This is a genomic window from Streptomyces cyaneus (genome assembly GCF_004028635.1).
GTDB lineage: Bacteria > Actinomycetota > Actinomycetes > Streptomycetales > Streptomycetaceae > Streptomyces > Streptomyces cyaneus.
On the sequence record NZ_ML138679.1, the window covers coordinates 199,612 to 218,365 of the forward strand.

Annotated in this window: 15 protein-coding genes; 7 read left to right on the forward strand and 8 right to left on the reverse strand. The window is 69.3% G+C overall.

Annotation, left to right across the window (positions count from 1 at the left end):
• The first annotated feature begins 233 nt into the window (after positions 1-233).
• Positions 234-398 carry a hypothetical protein gene (locus EHO50_RS43925; protein ID WP_164904785.1) on the forward strand — a complete coding sequence of 55 codons (165 nt, stop codon included), beginning with the start codon at positions 234-236 and terminating at the stop codon, positions 396-398.
• A gap of 92 nt (positions 399-490) precedes the next feature.
• On the opposite strand, the gene dnaE is transcribed toward EHO50_RS43925, so the two are convergent.
• A complete protein-coding gene (dnaE, locus tag EHO50_RS08020) occupies positions 491-4,030 on the reverse strand; it encodes a DNA polymerase III subunit alpha (protein WP_128429166.1) in 3,540 nt (1,179 codons plus the stop codon).
• Positions 4,031-4,235: 205 nt separating this feature from the next.
• On the opposite strand from dnaE, the gene EHO50_RS08025 reads away from it, so the two are divergent.
• The 5 genes from EHO50_RS08025 (at position 4,236) to EHO50_RS08045 (ending at position 10,318) form a co-directional block, all read left to right on the forward strand.
• The gene (locus EHO50_RS08025; protein ID WP_128429167.1) at positions 4,236-5,570 is read left to right on the forward strand and encodes a DUF2252 domain-containing protein; all 1,335 of its coding nucleotides are present in this window, start codon (positions 4,236-4,238) and stop codon (positions 5,568-5,570) included.
• A gap of 89 nt (positions 5,571-5,659) precedes the next feature.
• Positions 5,660-6,358 carry a hypothetical protein gene (locus EHO50_RS08030; RefSeq protein ID WP_128429168.1) on the forward strand — a complete coding sequence of 233 codons (699 nt, stop codon included), beginning with the start codon at positions 5,660-5,662 and terminating at the stop codon, positions 6,356-6,358.
• Between the two features lie 75 nt (positions 6,359-6,433).
• Positions 6,434-7,243 carry a thioredoxin domain-containing protein gene (locus EHO50_RS08035; protein ID WP_128429169.1) on the forward strand — a complete coding sequence of 270 codons (810 nt, stop codon included), beginning with the start codon at positions 6,434-6,436 and terminating at the stop codon, positions 7,241-7,243.
• Positions 7,244-7,336: 93 nt separating this feature from the next.
• Positions 7,337-9,007 (forward strand): alkaline phosphatase D family protein, encoded by a 1,671-nt coding sequence (locus tag EHO50_RS08040; RefSeq protein ID WP_128429170.1) that lies wholly within the window; start codon positions 7,337-7,339, stop codon positions 9,005-9,007.
• Positions 9,008-9,325: 318 nt separating this feature from the next.
• Entirely contained in the window at positions 9,326-10,318 is a 993-nt protein-coding gene (locus EHO50_RS08045) for a zinc metalloprotease (protein ID WP_246101064.1), read from the forward strand.
• Between the two features lie 8 nt (positions 10,319-10,326).
• On the opposite strand, the gene EHO50_RS08050 is transcribed toward EHO50_RS08045, so the two are convergent.
• Positions 10,327-10,896, reverse strand: coding sequence for a dienelactone hydrolase family protein (locus EHO50_RS08050; protein WP_128429171.1), 570 nt, complete (start codon positions 10,894-10,896; stop codon positions 10,327-10,329).
• A 94-nt stretch (positions 10,897-10,990) separates the two neighbouring features.
• Here EHO50_RS08050 and EHO50_RS08055 point away from each other — a divergent pair, with 94 nt between their 5' ends.
• Positions 10,991-12,121 (forward strand): mechanosensitive ion channel family protein, encoded by a 1,131-nt coding sequence (locus EHO50_RS08055; protein WP_128429172.1) that lies wholly within the window; start codon positions 10,991-10,993, stop codon positions 12,119-12,121.
• 104 nt (positions 12,122-12,225) lie between these two features.
• Here the strand turns inward: EHO50_RS08055 and EHO50_RS08060 are convergent, their stop codons facing one another.
• The 6 genes from EHO50_RS08060 to EHO50_RS08085 form a co-directional block, all read right to left on the reverse strand.
• Positions 12,226-12,966 (reverse strand): SDR family NAD(P)-dependent oxidoreductase, encoded by a 741-nt coding sequence (locus EHO50_RS08060; RefSeq protein WP_128429173.1) that lies wholly within the window; start codon positions 12,964-12,966, stop codon positions 12,226-12,228.
• Positions 12,967-13,004: 38 nt separating this feature from the next.
• Positions 13,005-14,591, reverse strand: coding sequence for a Na+/H+ antiporter (locus EHO50_RS08065; RefSeq protein WP_128429272.1), 1,587 nt, complete (start codon positions 14,589-14,591; stop codon positions 13,005-13,007).
• 89 nt (positions 14,592-14,680) lie between these two features.
• Positions 14,681-15,160 (reverse strand): GNAT family N-acetyltransferase, encoded by a 480-nt coding sequence (locus tag EHO50_RS08070; protein WP_128429174.1) that lies wholly within the window; start codon positions 15,158-15,160, stop codon positions 14,681-14,683.
• Positions 15,157-16,101: an RluA family pseudouridine synthase gene (locus EHO50_RS08075; protein ID WP_128429175.1), complete on the reverse strand. Its 945-nt coding sequence runs from the start codon at positions 16,099-16,101 to the stop codon at positions 15,157-15,159. The genes EHO50_RS08070 and EHO50_RS08075 overlap by 4 nt, the downstream gene beginning before the upstream one ends.
• 43 nt (positions 16,102-16,144) lie before the next feature.
• Positions 16,145-16,741, reverse strand: a complete 597-nt coding sequence (lspA, locus tag EHO50_RS08080; RefSeq protein ID WP_128429176.1) for a signal peptidase II — start codon at positions 16,739-16,741, stop codon at positions 16,145-16,147.
• 70 nt (positions 16,742-16,811) lie between these two features.
• A complete protein-coding gene (locus tag EHO50_RS08085; protein WP_181449575.1) occupies positions 16,812-18,242 on the reverse strand; it encodes a TraR/DksA C4-type zinc finger protein in 1,431 nt (476 codons plus the stop codon).
• Positions 18,243-18,754 lie beyond the last annotated feature (512 nt).

The following is an 18,754-nucleotide window of genomic DNA, read 5'->3' on the forward strand; positions in this document are numbered from 1 at the left end:
CTTCCTGGGAGGTTTGCTTCGGGCTTCCTTCGAGTCTGCCCGACCACGCGGGGGTTAACGGGGCGAACTCGATCTTCGGCGTGGCGTTTCGAGGCATCGCCTCCGCGGCGCGCCATGCCTCACGCCCCGACAACCGCTGTTACACAGGGTAATTATCCGAAATGCGTTCTTTATCAGCCTATGTGAATCTGGTCCCGGCCCTGGCCCCTAGATCCCCCACAGGAGGCATCACCATGGCCAAGAACAAGAAGCAGGACCGGAAGCAGCCGCAGTCCGAGCGTGGTCAGCAGCAGGCCGAGCACTCCTCGATGGAGTCGCAGGCCGAGCAGCGCATCACGCAGGCGACCCCGGGCGACATGGCCCGCAAGGGTCGGCAGAAGCGCTTCGGTCACAACTGACATCTGCATAACGGGTTGTTGAGACCCAGGCACAGGAAGAGGGGCGCGCCCCATGCGGGGTGCGCCCCTCTCGCGTGTCGACCGGTGGCCGCTCAGCCCGCCAGGCAGGACGGACCGAGCAGCACCTTCAGGTCACCGAACAGCGCCGGGTCGGGCTTCACTCGGTGCCGGTCCAGCCGCAGCACCGTCGTCTTGGTCGGGCCCTGGAGCTTGATGCGCACCTCGCTGTCGCCCTTGTGGTGGCTGAGGATCTCGCCGAGGCGGTTGACCATCGGCGGGGTGACCCGGGTGGCCGGGATGGTGAGGATCACGGGCGCGTTGGTGCCCGCGTTCGACAGGTCGGGGACCTGCAGCTCCATCGCCACCAGCCGCGGCACGTCCTCGCGCTTGTCGAGGCGGCCCTTGACGAACACGACGGCGTCCTCGACGAGTTGGGTCGAGACGAGCTGGTACGTCGCCGGGAAGAACATGCACTCGATGGAACCGGCGAGGTCCTCGACCGTGGCGATCGCCCAGGCGTTGCCCTGCTTGGTCATCTTGCGCTGGAGGCCGGAGATGATGCCGCCGATGGTCACCACGGCACCGTCGGCGTGCTCACCGCCGGTCAGCTGGGCGATGCCCGCGTCGGCCTTGTCGGACAGCACGTGCTCCAGGCCGAAGAGCGGGTGGTCGGAGACGTACAGACCGAGCATCTCCCGCTCCTGGGCGAGCAGATAGGTCTTGTCCCACTCCTCGTCGGTGAAGACGACGTCGAGTCCGAAGCCGGGCTCGTCGCTCTCCTCCTCTCCCATGCCGCCGAAGAGGTCGAACTGGCCCTCGGCCTCCTTGCGCTTGACCGCGACCACGTTGTCGATCATCGGCTCGAAGTGCGCGGTGAGGCCCTTGCGGGTGTGCCCCAGGGTGTCGAACGCGCCCGCCTTGATCAGCGACTCCGTGGTGCGCTTGTTGCAGGCGACCGCCTCGACCTTGTCGAGGTAGTCGGGGAAGGAGGCGTACTTGCCCTTGGCCTTGCGGCTCTTGATGATCGACTCGACCACGTTCGTGCCGACGTTGCGCACGGCTTCGAGGCCGAAGAGGATCACGTCGTCGCCCTGGGCGGCGAAGTTGTGCACCGACTCGTTGACGTTCGGCGGGAGCACCTTGATGCCCATGCGGCGGCACTCGTTGAGATAGACGGCCGACTTGTCCTTGTCGTCCTTGACGGACGTCAGCAGCGCCGCCATGTACTCGGCGGGGTGGTTGGCCTTGAGGTAGGCGGTCCAGTACGAGACCAGGCCGTACGCGGCGGAGTGCGCCTTGTTGAAGGCGTAGCCGGCGAACGGGACCAGCACGTCCCACAGGGCCTGGATGGCCTCGTCGCTGTAGCCCTTCTTGCGGGCGCCGTCCTGGAAGAGGACGAAGTTCTTCGCCAGTTCCTCGGGCTTCTTCTTGCCCATCACACGGCGGAGGATGTCGGCCTCGCCGAGCGAGTAGCCGGCGATGATCTGGGCGGCCTTCTGCACCTGCTCCTGGTAGACGATCAGGCCGTAGGTGACGGCGAGGACCTCTTCGAGGGGCTCCTCCAGCTCCTTGTGGATCGGGGTGATCTCCTGGAGCTTGTTCTTGCGCAGCGCGTAGTTGGTGTGCGAGTCCATGCCCATCGGGCCCGGACGGTACAGGGCGGAGACGGCGGAGATGTCTTCGAAGTTGTCGGGCTTCATCAGGCGCAGCAGCGAGCGCATGGGGCCGCCGTCGAACTGGAAGACGCCGAGGGTGTCGCCGCGCTGGAGCAGTTCGAAGGTCGTCGGATCGTCGAGCGGGAGGCTCAGCAGATCGATGTCGATGCCCTTGTTGGACTTCACCATCTTGACGGCGTCGTCCATGATCGTCAGGTTGCGCAGGCCGAGGAAGTCCATCTTCAGCAGGCCGAGCGACTCGCAGCTCGGGTAGTCCCACTGCGTGATGGTCACGCCGTCGGTGTGCCTGACCCAGACGGGCACGTGCTCGGTGATGGTCTCGCTGGACATGATCACGCCGGCCGCGTGCACACCCATCTGCCGGACCAGGCCCTCGACGCCCTTGGCGGTGTCGATGACCTTCTTCACGTCCGGTTCGTTCTCGTACATCGCCCGGATCTCGCCCGCCTCGCTGTAGCGGGGGTGCGAGGGGTCGGTGATGCCGTTGAGGTCGATGCCCTTGCCGAGGACGTCGGCGGGCATGGCCTTGGTGAGGCGGTCGCCCATGGCGTACGGGTAGCCCAGCACGCGCGCGGAGTCCTTGATCGCGTTCTTGGCCTTGATCTTGCCGTAGGTGCCGATCATGGCGACCTTGTCGGCGCCGTACTTCTCCGTCACGTACCTGATCACCTCGACGCGCCTGCGCTCGTCGAAGTCGATGTCGACGTCGGGCATGGAGATGCGCTCGGGGTTGAGGAACCGTTCGAAGATCAGGCCGTGCGGGATGGGGTCGAGGTCGGTGATGCCCATGGCGTACGCGACGATCGAGCCGGCCGCGGAGCCTCGGCCGGGGCCGACCGCGATGCCGTTGTTCTTGGCCCACATGATGAAGTCGGCGACGACGAGGAAGTAGCCGGGGAAGCCCATCGAGATGATGACGTCCATCTCGTACTCGGCCTGCTTCTGCCGGTCCTCGGGGATGCCGCCGGGGAAGCGGCGCTCCATGCCCCGGCGGACCTCCTCCTTGAACCAGGTGACCTCGGTGTAGCCGTCGGGGATGTCGAACTTCGGCATGAGGTTCTTGGCCTCGAACATGCCGGTGGTGTCGACCATCTCGGCGACCAGGAGGGTGTTGGCGCAGCCCTGCTGCCAGGCGTCCGAGGAGTCGATGGCGTACATCTCGTCCGTGGACTTCAGGTAGTAGCCGGTGCCGTCGAACTTGAAGCGGTCCGGGTCGGAGAGGTTCTTGCCGGTCTGGATGCACAGCAGGGCGTCGTGGGCGGTCGCCTCGTGCGCGTACGTGTAGTGCGAGTCGTTGGTGACCAGCGGGGGAATGCCGAGCTTCCGGCCGATCTCCAGGAGGCCGTCGCGGACCCGGTGCTCGATGTCGATGCCGTGGTCCATCAGCTCCAGGAAGTACTTGTCCTTGCCGAAGATGTCCTGGTAGTCGGCGGCCGCCTTGAGGGCCTCCTCCTCCTGACCGAGCCGCAGCCGGGTCTGGACCTCGCCGGAGGGGCAGCCGGTGGAGGCGACGATCCCCTCGGACCACTGGGCGATGGTCTCCTTGTCCATCCGGGGCCACTTCTGCAGCCAGCCCTCGGCGTACGCGTCCGACGACAGCCGGAAGATGTTGTGCAGACCCGTCTTGTTCACGGCCCACATCGTCTTGTGGGTGTAACCACCCGAGCCGGAGACGTCGTCCCGCTTCTGGTGCGGCTGGCCCCACTGGATCTTGCGCTTGTTGCGCCGGGACTCGGGCGCGACATAGGCCTCGATCCCGATGATCGGGGTGACTCCGGCCTTCTTCGCGGAGTGGAAGAAGTCGTACGCCCCGTGGAGGTTGCCGTGGTCGGACATGGCGATGTGCGTCATGCCCATCTCATTGCACGCGTTGAACATGTCCTTGAGCCGCGCGGCACCGTCCAGCAGCGAGTACTGGGTGTGGACGTGCAGGTGCGTGAACGGCGGCTTTGACACGGTGCGGCCTCCAAGGGAAACACTCGGCAACGGGCTGGCGGACAGTCTTCGGGTCAGCGTCGAAGTCTATGCCTCGGGACTGACACCGGGCGGGCTCCCCCGCGTACCTTCACAGCGAGGGTCGCGGGCACTTCCGGGCACCCTCGACCGTTGAAGACGACAGAAACGCTGTCGTACACGTTCATGCACCAGGAGGCACCCAGCGATGTCGGTCCCCCAGCTCAACGACGAGCAGCGCGGCGACGAGATCCTCGCCGTCTTCGACACCGCCTTCGGCGAGCTCCTGGCCGCCGACCCGGCCGCGTTCCGCGTGAAGTTCCGGAAGATGGCGGCCTCGGCGTTCGCGTTCTACCGCGGCACGGCGTGCCTCTTCTACCACGACCTGGACGCGGAGAAGCGCGGCGGACCCTACCTCGACGAGCGGACGTCCCGCGTCTGGATCCACGGCGACCTGCACGCCGAGAACTTCGGCACGTACATGGACGCCAACGGCCGGCTGATCTTCAACGTCAACGACTTCGACGAGGCGTACGTCGGCCCCTTCACCTGGGACCTCAAGCGCTTCGCCGCCTCGATCGCCCTCATCGGGTACGCCAAGGCGCTCAGCGACGAGCAGATCACCGAGCTGGTGCAGATCTACGCGGGCGCGTACCGCGAGCGCGTGCACGCCCTGGCGACCGGCGCCAAGCGCGACGAGGTCCCGCCGTTCACCCTGGACACCGCTCAGGGCCCGCTCCTGGACGCGCTGCGGGACGCCCGCGCGCTGACCCGCTTCGGGCTGCTGGAGTCGATGACCGAGATCCGGGACTTCGAGCGCCGCTTCGCCGCGGGCGGCGGCTCCATCGAGCTGGACGCGGCCACTCGCTACAAGGTGCTCGCGGCCTTCGACGGCTATCTGGAGACGCTCCCGGACTCCTCGCTGGCCCGCCCGGACTCGTACCGGGTGAAGGACGTGGTCGGCCGCCGCGGCATCGGCATCGGATCGGCCGGGCTGCCGTCGTACAACATCCTTCTGGAGGGCCACAGCGACGCCCTGGAGAACGATGTCGTGATCTACATCAAGCAGGCCCAGACCCCGGCCGTCTCCCGCCACATCACCGACCCGGCGATCCGCGAGTACTTCCAGCACGAGGGTCACCGCACGGTGATCTCCCAGCGCGCCCTGCAGGCGCATGCCGACCCGTGGCTGGGCTGGACCGAGCTGGACGGCTCGGGCCAGCTGGTCGCCGAGGTCTCGCCGTACGCCGTGGACCTGGACTGGGGCGACATCGACGACCCGGAGGAGATCGCGGCGGTCGTCGCCGACCTCGGCCGGGCCACGGCCACGATGCACGCGGCGGCGGACGACACCTCCGGCGAGTCCCTGGTGCCGTTCTCCACCGAGCGGGCCATCGACGCGGCGATCGCGGCGGACTCCGACGGGGGCGCCGGCTTCGCGCAGCTCCTGGTCGACTTCGCGCACGACTACGGCGCACGCGCGCGTGCCGACCACCAGATCTTCGTCGACCTGTTCCGCAACGGCCGGATTCCGGGTCTGTGACGGAAAGGCCGAGCACCGGCGCTCCCCGTCCGCTCACAGGCACCCTTTAGGGGTCTCTTACAGGCCTACGTGACACACTCTCCTCCGCTATGGACATATCCGGGACCCAGCTACGAGCCGTACGCGCGGCGCTGTTCACGTCACTCGTCGTGACGCTCAGCACCGCGTCGCACGTGCTGCTGTCCCGGGCTCCGTTGCCCTTGAACACGGTGGCCCTGCTCGCGGCCGCCATGTTCGTCCTGGCGTACGCCCTGGCCGGCCGCGAGCGGAGCTTCGGGCGGATCGCCGCCCTGCTGATCCCGCTGGAGCTGGCCGCCGACACGATCCTCACCACCGGCCAGCACGTCTGTTACGGCAGGGCGGGCGGCCCGGTCGCCGGCCCGCTGGCCTCGGTCGGCTGGGACGTGCTGTGCGGCGACGGCACCCAGGTCGGCACGCCGCTGGCGCAGGTCACCGGCACCGACCCCGACAGGCTCGGCGGTCTCCTCGCCCACGCCGACCCGGCCACCGCCTGGCTGCTGCTCGGCGCCCATGTCTCGGTCGGCCTGCTCGCCGCCGCCTGGCTGCGCCGCGGTGAGCGGGCCCTGGCCCAGCTGCTCAGCGCGGTGACGGCGACCACGTTCCGCCCGCTGCTGCTGGCGGCCGCCGCGGTGACGGTACGCCGGATCGCACCGGCCCGCCGCCTGCCGCGGCCCGCCGGCCGTACGACCACCGCCCGCAGCCTCCTCCTCGTGCACTCCCTGGGACGGCGTGGACCGCCGTGCTCGCCCGCCTTCACCTCTGCGTGAACGGCAGCTGAGCACCACAGCCCACCCATACGTATCCCGCACACACGTGTGCGTGTCCCCATGGAGATCACCGACATGAGCAAGCGGAACAGCCAGGCAGCGAAGACGGCGGCCCGGGAGCGGCTGCGCGCCGAGCGCGAGCGCGAGGCAAAGCGGGCCAAGGTCAGGCGGCAGATCATCGTCGCCGCCTCGGTCGTCGGCGTCCTGGCGGCAGCCGGCGGCATAGGTTATGCCGTCGTCCAGGCCAACAAGCCCACCTACTGGGAGGCCGTGAAGGACGACAAGGTCGTCGCCCCGGCTCACACCACGGGTACGAACGGCACGACCGTCGTCATCGGCAAGGACAGCGCCAAGAAGACCCTCAAGATCTACGAGGACCCGCGCTGTCCCGTCTGCGCCTCCTTCGAGCAGGCCGTCGGCCCGACCGTGAAGAAGGACATCGACAGCGGCAAGTACAAGTTCCAGTACATCGGCGCCACGTTCATCGACAACAAGGACAACGGCGAGGGTTCCAAGAACGCGCTGAGCGCCCTGGGTGCCGCGCTGAACGTCAGCGACGAGGCGTTCCTCGAGTACAAGACCGCGCTGTACTCGGCGAAGTGGCACCCGGACGAGACGACCGACAAGTTCAAGGACGACAGCTACCTCATCGAGGTCGCCGACACCGTGCCCGCGCTGAAGGACAACAAGAAGTTCCAGGACGCGGTCAAGAAGGGCACCTACGACGCCTGGGCGATGGCCATGTCGAAGACCTTCGACGACAACAAGGAGGGTGTGACCGGCACCCCGGGCTTCACCATGGACGGCAAGCAGCTCAACGGCGGCACCCCGCTCCTGACCGTGGCCGACTACAACAAGGTGGTGGACGCGGCCCTCAAGGGCTGACGCCAACTGGGAAACCGGCCTCCGCATGAAGAGGGGGCGAACTCTTACGAGTTCGCCCCCTCTTGTTCATACCGATCAGTAACCTGATCGACTGTGACCAGTCGATACAGATCACCAGAGCAGCTCAATTCCCTTGCCCCTCGCCGCCGTACGGTCGTCAAGGCCGCGGCGGCGACGGCTGGTGCTGCCGTCATCGCAGTCCCGCTCGCGGCCGCGCTGCCCGCCCGGGCCGCCGAGCAGGCCCCCGACTTCCTGCACGGCGTCGCCTCCGGCGACCCGCTGCCCGACGGCGTCCTGCTGTGGACCCGGGTGACGCCCACCGCCGAGGCGATACCCGGCTCCGGGCTCGGCCCGGACACCGAGGTCAGCTGGATCGTCGCCCGGGACAAGGCGCTGACGAACATCGTCGCCAAAGGCTCGGCCACCGCGACCGCCGCCTCCGACCACACCGTCAAGGCCGACATACGGGGCCTGGAGCCGGCCACCGACTACTGGTTCCGCTTCTCGGCGGGCGGCACGGACTCCCCGGTGGCGCGTACCCGCACCGCGCCGGCGGCGAACGCGTCCGTCTCCAACCTCCGTTTCGGCGTGGTCTCCTGCGCCAACTGGGAGGGCGGCTACTTCTCGTCGTACCGCCATCTCGCGGCCCGCGGCGACCTGGACGCCTGGCTGCACCTGGGCGACTACATCTACGAGTACGGCACCGGCGAGTACGGCACGCGCGGCACCGTCGTACGCCAGACCGCGCCCACCCACGAGATCCTCACGCTCGCCGACTACCGCACCCGGCACGGCAAGTACAAGACGGACCCCGATCTGCAGGCCTTGCACACGAAGGCTCCGGTCATCGCGATCTGGGACGACCACGAGATCGCCAACGACGCCTGGTCGGACGGCGCCGAGAACCACACCGAGGGCGCCGAGGGCACCTGGGCCGCACGCCAGGCCGCCGCCAAGCAGGCCTACTTCGAGTGGATGCCGGTGCGCCCGGCCGTCGCCGGAACCACCTACCGCCGTCTGCGCTTCGGCAAGCTCGCCGACCTCTCCCTGCTCGACCTGCGCTCCTTCCGCTCGCAGCAGGTCAAGGTGGGCAACGGTGAAGTCGACGACCCGGACCGCACCCTCACCGGGCGGGCCCAACTGGACTGGCTGAAGGCAGGGCTGAAGTCCTCCGACACCACCTGGCGACTGGTCGGCAACTCGGTGATGATCTCGCCGTTCGCGATCGGCTCCCTGACCGCGGACCTGCTCAAGCCGCTGGCCAAGCTGATGGGCCTGCCGCAGGAGGGGCTCGCCCTCAACCCCGACCAGTGGGACGGCTACACGGACGACCGCCGCGAACTGCTCGCCCACCTGCGCTCGAACGCGATCCGCAACACCGTGTTCCTGACCGGCGACATCCACATGGCGTGGGCCAACGACGTGCCGGTGGACGCCGGTACGTACCCGCTGTCCGCCTCGGCCGCCACGGAGTTCGTCGTCACCTCGGTGACTTCGGACAACCTGGACGACATCGTCAAGGTGCCCGAGGGCACGGTCTCCGCGATCGCCTCTCCAGTCATCAAGGCCGCCAACCGCCACGTCCACTGGGTCGACACCGACCGCCACGGCTACGGCGTCCTGGACATCACGGCCGACCGCGCACAGATGGACTACTACGTCCTGTCCGACAAGACGAAGCAGGACGCGACCTCGTCGTGGGCCCGTTCGTACCGCACGCGCAGCGGGACGCAGAAGGTCGAGCGGACGTACGACCCTGTGTAAGACCTGTGCCCGAAGGTCGATTTTCAGCCACTCCCGGTCCGAATAGGGACCGTTAACCGGAGATCACATCGCTACGGCGGGTGGTGCGAGTCCCGTTCCGAATCCGGACACACCACCCGCCCGGGCGGCGGAATCCGTTACACCGCGATCTCACACTCCGGACTGTTGATCATTCACTTACCCCAATTACCCCTTTCTGTCGGGTAATTGATTGGGCCTGATCGATTCTCTTCGGACATGGGCATGTCCACGTAATCTCCGGGCGGCGGCCAGGAAGACCCCTGCGCCCCCTCCCCAACGCATCAGCTAGGAGTCAGCATGCGTGCGCTTGCCCGGATATCCCCCTTTACGCGCAGACGTGTTCTCGCCACGACCGCCATGGCCGGAACCTTGATGCTCGCTCCCCTCTCGGCGCCCACCACAGTCGCGGCGGCCCAGGCTCCGGCCGCCGACTGCGCCGAGGAGGCCGGCCACTCCGCGGCCCGCGAGGCCCACCCCGGACACGGCGGCGAGGCCGTCGCCGAGCCCAACGAGATCAGCGCCGCCAAGGCCCAGGCGATGGACGCCGCTCTGCGGAAGAAGCTCGACAAGCTCCCCGCCACCGGCAACCGCAGCCTCGCCGCGGCCGCCTCGACCACGATCCCGGTCTACTTCCACGTCATCCACGACGGCGCGACCGGGCAGCTCGACTCCGCCGACATCAACGCCCAGCTGAACGTCCTGAACGCGGCCTACGCCGGCCAGGGCACCGGAAACGTCGACTCCGGCTACCAGTTCACGCTGGCCGGCACCGACTACACCGACAACGCGGCCTGGTACAACGTCGGCTACGGCTCGGCGGAGGAGAAGGCGATGAAGTCCGCCCTGCGCAAGGGCGGCGCGAACGCGCTCAACGTCTACACCGCCAACCTCGGCGACGGCCTCCTCGGCTGGGCGACCTTCCCCAGCTCCTACAAGTCGAGCCCGTCCATGGACGGCGTGGTCCTCCTCGACGCCTCACTGCCGGGCGGCTCGGCCGCCAACTACAACGAGGGCGACACCGCGACGCACGAGGTCGGCCACTGGATGGGGCTCTACCACACCTTCCAGGGCGGCTGTAACGGCAACGGCGACTACGTCGACGACACCCCGGCCGAGAAGAGCGCCGCCTACGAGTGCCCGGAGGGCCGCGACACCTGCACCCGCAAGGCGGGCGCGGACCCGATCCACAACTTCATGGACTACACGTACGACTCCTGCATGTACCAGTTCACCTCGGGCCAGGTGACGCGCATGCAGCAGAACTGGGCGGCGTACCGAGCGGCCGGCTGAGCCGTCCGCTACAGCGAGTCGAGGAAGCCGAGCGCCACCCGCCAGGTGGCCTCGGCGGCCTCCTCGTCGTAGTCCGGCAGATCGGGGTCGGTGTAGAGGTGGCCGGCCCCGGCGTATCTGTACACCTCGACGTCGGCGCCCGCTCTGCCCATCTGGAGATACCAGGCGCTCAGCCAGTCGTCCGTCTCGAACGGGTCCGGCTCGGCGACATGCAGCTGCACCGGCAGCTCGTCCACCGAGGCGTTCGCCGCGATGTCCGACGTGCCGTGCAGGAGCAGCACCGCGCGCGCTTTCTCGTCGCCGAGCGCGAGGGTCTGGGCGATGGAGGCGCCGAGCGAGAACCCGGCGTACACCAGCCCTCGCTCGGAGTAGGGCGCTGCGGCGAGCACGGCCCGCTTCAGCAGCTCGTCCTTGCCGATCGAGTCGTTGAACTCCATGCCCTCCTCGACCGTCTCGAACGTGCGCCCCTCGAAGAGGTCCGGCGTCCACACCTCGTGTCCGGCGGCACGCAGCCGGTCCGCGGCCTGGCGCACCGCGGGCCTGAGGCCATAGGTCGAGTGAAAGAGCATGATGTTCATGAGGCCATGGTGCCAGCCGGGTACGACAGTGCCGTGACCACCGCCTCACCGACGCACATGTTCATGACCCCCCTTGAGTGGTTACGTTCGGGGGATGGAGAACATACTCCGCCCGCTCATCGTGATCGGCGGCTCGGTCCTGCTCACCCTGATCATCGGGTGGGCAACCGACCGCCTGATGCGCAAGGCCGACGAACGGCACAGTGAGACCCCGCTGTGGGATCTGCTGCGCCGCGCCCGCGTCCCCTACCAGCTCGTCCTGTGCGCTGCCCTGCTCAGAGGGTCGTACGACGAGTCGAAGCTGCTGGAGGAGCACAAGGTCGGCATCGGCCGGGTGCTGACGCTGGTGCTGATCGGAGCGGCGGCCTGGCTCGCGATCCGTATCGCGGCGGCGGTCGTGGAGACGACGTACAGCCGCTACGCCCGCGTGCACCGCGATCCGGCCCGCGTGCGGCGGGTGCGCACCCAGGTGACGCTGATCATGCGCGTGGTGTCGGCGATCGTCGGTGTGGTGGCCGTCGCGGCCATGCTGCTGACGTTCCCGGCGATGCGCGCGGCCGGCGCCTCGCTGCTGGCCTCGGCCGGGATCCTCGGCATCGTCGCCGGTGTCGCGGCCCAGTCCACGCTGAGCAACATGTTCGCCGGGTTCCAGATCGCCTTCGGCGACATGGTGCGCCTCGGGGACACGGTGGTCGTGGACGGCGAGTGGGGCACCGTCGAGGAGATCACGCTGACGTTCCTGACCGTACGGACCTGGGACGAGCGCCGGATCACGATGCCCGTGTCGTACTTCACCTCGAAGGCGTTCGAGAACTGGTCGCGCGGTGGTGCCCAGATGACCGGCACCGTCTTCTTCCACCTCGACCACTCGGCACCGATGGAGAAGATGCGCGAGCGGCTCCGCGACATCCTGCGCGCGTGCCCGGCGTGGGACGGCCGCGACTACGCCCTGGCCGTCACGGACTCGACCCCGAGCACCATGGAGGTGCGGGCCCTGGTCACGGCGAAGGACGCGGACGACCTGTGGACGGTACGGGTCACCGTGCGCGAGCAGCTCATCGGCTGGCTGGCCGAGCAGCACCCGTACGCGCTGCCGCGCGTCAACGCGACGGACGCGGCCCTGCCGCCCGGCTTCCCCGTCCCCGGCGTCGTCCCGGGCCGTATCCCGGCCCGCCGCACCCACCAGCACGACCACCTGCCACCCCAACGCCCGGACCGCCTCTGACCGGGGCACGGCAGCGCCGCTGAGGGGGCGCGGGGAACTGCGCGACCAGCCACGACGGCGCGGCAGACGCACGACCACAAACCGCGGCACAACCCGCGGAGCGCCTAGTGGCCGCGCTCGGCCCCGCCGTTGACCTGGATGATCTGGGAGGTGATGTGGCCGGCGCCGTGGGACGCCAGCCAGTGCAGCGTCGCGGCGACGTCCCCCGGCGTACCGGCCCGCCCGGTCGAGGTCTCCGCGACGAGCCGCTCGCGCCGCGCCTCGTCCATCGCGTCGCCGAAGAACTCGGTGTCCTCGACATACCCGGGCGCGACCACGTTGACGGTGATCCCGCGCGGCCCCAACTGCCGGGCCAGATCATGGGCGTACGGATGCAGCGCGGCCTTCGACGCCGCGTACGCCCCGCTGCCGGACCCCCGGAAGGCGGCGATGGAGCTCAGGAACAGCACCCGCCCGCCGGGGTCGGCGAGCCGGTCCTTCAAGGCCTCGGTGAGCAGTGCCGCGGTCAGGGTGTTGAGGCCGAAGTTGAGGGTCCAGTTGTGCAGGACGACGTCGAGGGGCTCGTCGCTGTCCACCTTGGGCTCCAGATGGCCGGCGCCTCCGGCGCTGTGGATCAGTACGTCCACGGTGCCGAGCTCCGACGCCACGAACCGCTCCACGCCCCGCACGCCACGCGGCTTGCTCAGATCCGCCGCACAGGTGAGGGCCCCGGGCACACCGGCCTGCTCCAGCACCTCGGCGCGCCGCCCGAGCAGCAGCACCTGATCCCCGTCCGCCGCGAACAGCTGCGCCGCCGCGAGCCCGATTCCTGTACCGCCACCACTGATCACCACGTTGCGAGCCATGATCAGAGCGTACGAAGAGACGACCGCCGGCGGCCAGATCACCGCAGACTGCGCACGTCCAAATGCCGCAGCACCCGGTCCACCACCTCAGGATCGGCCCCCGGTTCACCGCGCGCCGCCAGCACCTCGTGCCGCGCCGCACTCAGCAGCTCACCCTGGATCCGCCGCACCCGTTTCAGCCGCCGCAGCCGCTGCTGATGCGCCTCCCTGCGCTCCTCCTCGCCCATCTCCGGGCTGATCCGCACCCCGATCTCGAACGCCCGCCGCAACATCTGCTCGGACAGCTCCTCCGGCAGGTCCTCGACGGCCTCGATCTCCCTGAGCCTGCGCTTCGCCGCCTTGGCCGCCCGCACCGCCAGCTGCTTCTCGAACTCCTTCTCCCGCTCGCTGTCGGCGCGCACCCCGAGCCGCTTCACCAGCCACGGCAGGGTCAGCCCCTGCAGCACCAGCGTCGCCATGATCACCCCGAACGCGATGAACACGATCTCGTCCCGGTCGGGAAAGGCGGCGCCCGAATCGGTCTCCAGCGGAATGGCCAGCGCCAGGGCGACCGAGGCGACGCCCCGCATCCCCGACCACCACATGACGATGGTCTCGCGCCAGCCGACCGGGATCTCCTCGTCGTAGTCCCGTTTCGCGTGCATCCGCTTGGTGAGCCAGGTCGCCGGCAGCAACCACAGCAGACGCACCATGACGACGACGCCGACCACCGCGGCCGCCCAGCCGAGCATCTCGGCCCAGCGCCCGGACGCCGTGCGCACCGCGATGTGCAGTTCGAGCCCGATCAGCCCGAAGGCGACGCCGGTGACCAGCGTGTCGACGATGTCCCAGAAGGTGTGCCCGGCGAGCCGTGTCATCACGTCGTCGGCGTCGGTGGCGTACTCGGCGAGGAACAGGGCGGTGACGAGCACGGCGAGCACGCCGGAGCCGTGGAGTTCCTCGGCCAGCACGTACGAGGCGTAGGGCACGAGCAGTGTGAGCCCGATCTGCAGGGTGGGGTCCCCCAGCAGATCCATCAGCTTGTTGGCCCCCCACCCGAGAGCGAGCCCGACAGCCAGCGCCACCACGGCGGAGAGCACCAGATCCAGTCCGGCCTCCCACGGCGAGAAGCTGCCGCTCACGGCGGCCGCGATCGCCACGTGGTACAGCACGATGGCCGTGACGTCGTTGAAGAGCCCCTCGCCCTCCAGGATGGACACCAGGCGCCGCGGCAGCCCGAGCTGCCCGGCGACGGCCGTGGCCGCGACCGGGTCGGGCGGCGCGACGAGCGCACCCAGCGCCACGGCGGCGGCGAGCGGCAGCCCCGGCACGATCGCGTGGGCCACCGCGGCCACGCACACCGTGGTGACGAACACCAGCGCCACGGCCAGCAGAAGGATGGGCCGCACGTTCGCCGCGAACTGCCGCCACGAGGTCCGCCGTACGGCCGCGTACAGCAACGGCGGCAACAGCAGCGGCAGGATCAGATCGGGCGGAATGTCGACATTGGGCACGAAGTCGAGCAGCGCGAGAACGATCCCGAGCAGCGTCATCAGCACCGGCGCCGGCAATCCGACCCGGTCCCCCACCGGGACACTCACCACGGCCCCGAGCAACAGCACGAACAACAGGGCCAACTGATCCACGGTCAGCGCTCCGGTGACATCGACGTCCACAAGGCAGACCTCAAGCCTGCCAGGCCGCCCTTCTCACCAGCACCTACGGGCCCCCTCGACTACAGAACGCGCCGCATCGCCCGGTGCGGTATCCCCGCGTCGGGGAACTCCGGCCCGTACGCCGCGTACCCCAGCCGCTCGTAGAACCCCAGCGCATGCGTCTGCGCGTGCAGGTCCACGGCCGCGAGCCCACGCGCGCGTGCCGCGTCCTCGATGGCCCGCACCAGGGCGACCCCGACGCCGAGACCGCGCGCCGCCTGCGCCACTGCGAGCCGCCCCAGCGACCCGACCGACGGGTCGCCGTCGGTCTTGGCCAGGGCCGCCTCGCCGTACAGCAGCCGCCCGGTCCCGAGCGGCACGCCGTCCTCCCGGACCGCCAGCACATGCACGGCACCGGCGTCGTAGGCGTCGTACTCGATCTCCTGCGGGACGCCCTGCTCGACGACGAAGACCTCCTTGCGCACCGCGAAGCAGGCCTCGCGGTCGGCGAGGTCCTCGGCGACCCGCACCGCGTACGACGGCGACGGCGACGAACTCACGCGTAAGTCTCCTCGCGGACCTGGTCCAGAGCCTTCTGCAGGTCGGCCGGGTAGTCGCACGCGAACTCCACCCACTGCCCGTCCCCGGGGTGCTCGAAGCCGAGGCGGACGGCGTGCAGCCACTGGCGGGTCAGGCGGAGCCGCTTGGCGAGCGTCGGGTCGGCGCCGTACGTGAGGTCGCCGACGCAGGGGTGTCGGTGGGCGGCCATGTGGACGCGGATCTGGTGGGTGCGGCCGGTCTCCAGCTTCACGTCGAGCAGGGAGGCCGCACGGAACGCCTCGATGAGGTCGTAGTGCGTGACGGACGGCTTGCCGTCGGCCGTGACCGCCCACTTGTAGTCGTGGTTGGGGTGGCGGCCGATGGGCGCGTCGATGGTGCCGCTGGTCGGGTCGGGGTGGCCCTGGACGAGCGTGTGGTACCGCTTGTCGACGGTGCGCTCCTTGAACTGGCGCTTGAGCGACGTGTACGCGTACTCGGACTTGGCGACGACCATCAGCCCCGAGGTGCCCACGTCGAGCCGGTGCACGATGCCCTGGCGCTCGGCGGCACCTGACGTCGAGATCCGGTACCCGGCGGCAGCGAGCCCACCGATGACCGTCGGACCGCTCCAGCCCGGCGACGGATGCGCGGCCACACCGACCGGCTTCACGATCACGACCACGTCATCGTCGTCGTGCACGATCTCCATGCCCTCGACCGGTTCGGCGACGACCTGCACCGGCGCGGGCGCCTGCGGCATCTCGACCTCCAGCCAGGCGCCGCCGTGCACGCGCTCCGACTTGCCGACCACCGATCCGTCGACCGTGACCTTCCCCGCGGCGGCGAGCTCGGCCGCCTTGGTCCGGGAGAAGCCGAACATGCGGGAGATGGCGGCGTCGACGCGCTCGCCCTCCAGGCCGTCGGGCACGGGCAGGGTACGGATCTCGGGAATCGTGCTCACCCGACGAGTATGCCGGACGGGTGAGACAGTCCCGAACGCGCGATCAGTCCTTGTGGACGGTCCCGTCCGGGTCCAGCCCCCTGAACGACAGCAGCACGATCAGGATGCCGCCGCACACGATCGCCGAGTCGGCCAGGTTGAACACGGCGAAGTGCTTGGGCGCGATGAAGTCCACGACCGCGCCCTCGAAGACGCCCGGCGAGCGGAAGATCCGGTCGGTGAGGTTGCCCAGCGCACCGCCGAGCAGCAGGCCCAGCGCGATCGCCCACGGCAGGCTGTACAGCTTGCGGGCGAGCCGGGCGATCACCACGATCACGGCCGCCGCGATCACCGTGAAGATCACGGTGAAGGCCTCACCGAAACCGAAGGCGGCGCCCGCGTTGCGGATCGCCTCGAACTTCAGCCAGTCCCCGATGATCTCGATCGGCGGGTGGTGCTCCAGCTTGGCGACCACGATCATCTTGCTGACCAGGTCGAGGGCGTAGGCGAAGGCTGCGACCCCGAACAGCACGGCGATCCGGCGCCGGCCCCGGGGCCGCTCGGCCGCGGCTTCCTTCGCCTGCTCGTCGGACTGCTCCGGCTCGGCTCCCGCCGCCTCTGGGGTATCCGGCGTACCGATGATGCGCTCCGCCTCTGCCACGTGAGTCCCTCAACCTAGGTACCTGACTGAGGACGAGAGTACGACACGTCCAGCGGCACCCGGATCCCGGTCAGTACCGCCGCTCCTGCTTCTGCTTGCACTCCACGCACAGGGTCGCGCGCGGGAAGGCCTGCATGCGCGCCTTGCCGATCGGATTGCCGCAGTTCTCGCACAATCCGTAGGTGCCCGAGTCGAGCCGCTCCAGGGCCCGCTCGGTCTGCGTGAGCATCTCGCGCGCGTTGGCGGCGAGCGCCAGTTCGTGCTCGCGCGTGATGTTCTTGGCGCCGGTGTCCGCCTGGTCGTCTCCGGCACCGTCCCCGGAGTCCCGCATCAGCCCGACCAGAGACTGCTCGGACGACGTGAGCTCGTCGCGCAGCCGCATCACCTCGGCCATCAGCTCGGCTCGTGCCTCCTCGACCTCCTCCGTGGTCCAGGGGTCCTCACCGGGGCGCACCGCCAGCTCGCCGGGCTCCACCGCCGCGGAGATGCGTGCCTTGGGAACGGCGGTCTTGGCCGCCGTGGCCGTGCCAGGAGTCTTCTTCGCAACCACCGTCGTGGCTCCCGTCTGCTCCGCGGCCTGCGCCGCGCCCGCCTTCTTGGCCCTGCTCTCGGCGACCACACTCTTCCCGGCCGCCCGCTCCGCGACCGCGCGCTTCCTGGCCGCGGCCCTCTTGGACGTGGTGCCCGTCCTGGACGTGCTCGTCTTGGCGGTGCTCACCTCGGAGGCGCCCTCAGCCACAGCACCGCCCTCCTCCACACCCCCACCCACACCGATGCCCTTCTCGCCGACCGCCTGCTCCCCGGCCACCTTCTCCCCGGCCGCGCTCTTGCCGGCCGCCTTCTCCCTGGCGGCTTCCTTCCCGCCCGCTTCCTTCCCCACAGCCACTCTCACGGCCACCTTCTTGGCCGCACCTTCCTTGGCCACGGTCTTCCTGGCTGCGCTCCCCTTGGCCGCCGCCTTCTTGGCCGCACTTTCCTTCGGTGCCGACCTCTTCGTGACCGCCTTCTTCGCGACCGCCTTCTTCCTGACCGCCATCTCTGCCGTCGCCTCTTCGGCCGCCGTCAACTTGGCTCCCTTGCCTCCGGACACGGCCTCCTTGGGCAGGGCCTCCTTGGACACGGCCCTCTTGGACAGGGCCTTCTTGGACACCGCCTTCTTGGCCGTGCCTTTCTCGGTCGCACCCTTCTTTGCGGCGCCCTTCTTCGCCACGGCCGTCTCTGCGGCCGTTTCATGGCCCGCCTCCTTCTCGGCCGTACCCGCCCCACCCCCGACAGGCCCCCGCACCGTCTTGACCGGCTTCCCGCCCCGCACCCCCGAAGGAGGACCTCCCTGCGCCCCCGTGGCACTCCCCCGCGCGCTCTTTTTCCCGCCCACCCCCTTGGCCGCACCGCCGGAGGCATGGGCACCTGCGGAGGCACCGGCACCCGTACCGCCGGAGGCACTCGCATGGGTGGATCTGCCCGACGCCGACTGCTGTACGGCGGTCTTCTTCGCCACCATGCCGCGGCCCCTTCACATATTGTGATCTTGCTCGCGAATCGTGCTGGGACGATAAATCGACTTGAGTCCCGCGGCAACGGGGCACACCGCCCGATTCGCCCGCCTCGCGCATGCCGCGCGGCAGACCTGCATGCGTTGTGCCCAGCTCCCCGCCGGGTATGCAATCGAGCCGACCGTCCCAGAATCCGAACACGCGTACCGATCCATTCGGGTCATCCCGGCCGGGCCGGCACCCCCGCTCCCACGCCCCGAAAATCCGGTCGGCCGCTGTCCGCGCGGCGCCGTACACTGGGCGGAGCGAAAAGCGTGGATGGGGACGAGTAGCGACGTACGCAGCCCAGAGCGACCCGGGGACGGTGGAAGCCCGGGGGCGAGCGCGACGTGAAGATCACCCCGGAGCCGCCGGAAGAAAGCCGCAGCCGAACGGCAGCGGTCGGTAGAACCGGCATCGCGACCCCAATGAGGGGGCTCACCGACGCACACCCCGCGTCGGAGGGCCAAGGAGGGTGGTA